This window comes from Monashia sp. HAY1-5C, from assembly GCF_056755255.1.
In genome coordinates, this window is the sequence record NZ_JBPGXG010000413.1 from 1 (window position 1) to 265 (window position 265).

General features: G+C 67.5%; 1 protein-coding gene. It reads right to left on the reverse strand.

The window, feature by feature from the left end; translation table 11 throughout:
• On the reverse strand, window positions 1–265 hold a 265-nt coding region (locus ACR9ZK_RS22255; protein WP_481344114.1), incomplete at both ends, for a molybdopterin-dependent oxidoreductase.

The following is a 265-nucleotide window of genomic DNA, read 5'->3' on the forward strand; positions in this document are numbered from 1 at the left end:
GGATGCCGTGGTCCGCACCGGTAAAAACAAGTTCGACGGCGTCACTCGCCAACCCTGCCTCCTCCAGCAGGGGTGCCAAGGGAGTTCCGGTCCACTCGGCGGTGCCCACCGCGCCAAGCACCCACGGCTGACTCAGGGGCCTCGGCTGGAGGAGTGAACGCCCGTTGCCCGCACATTCAAGCGTGACGGGCATGGTGACGGCTGGCCGCGCTTTGATGTCCTCAAGGCTGAGTTCAAGGGCGCGGTCGACAGCCCCGCCCAGGCG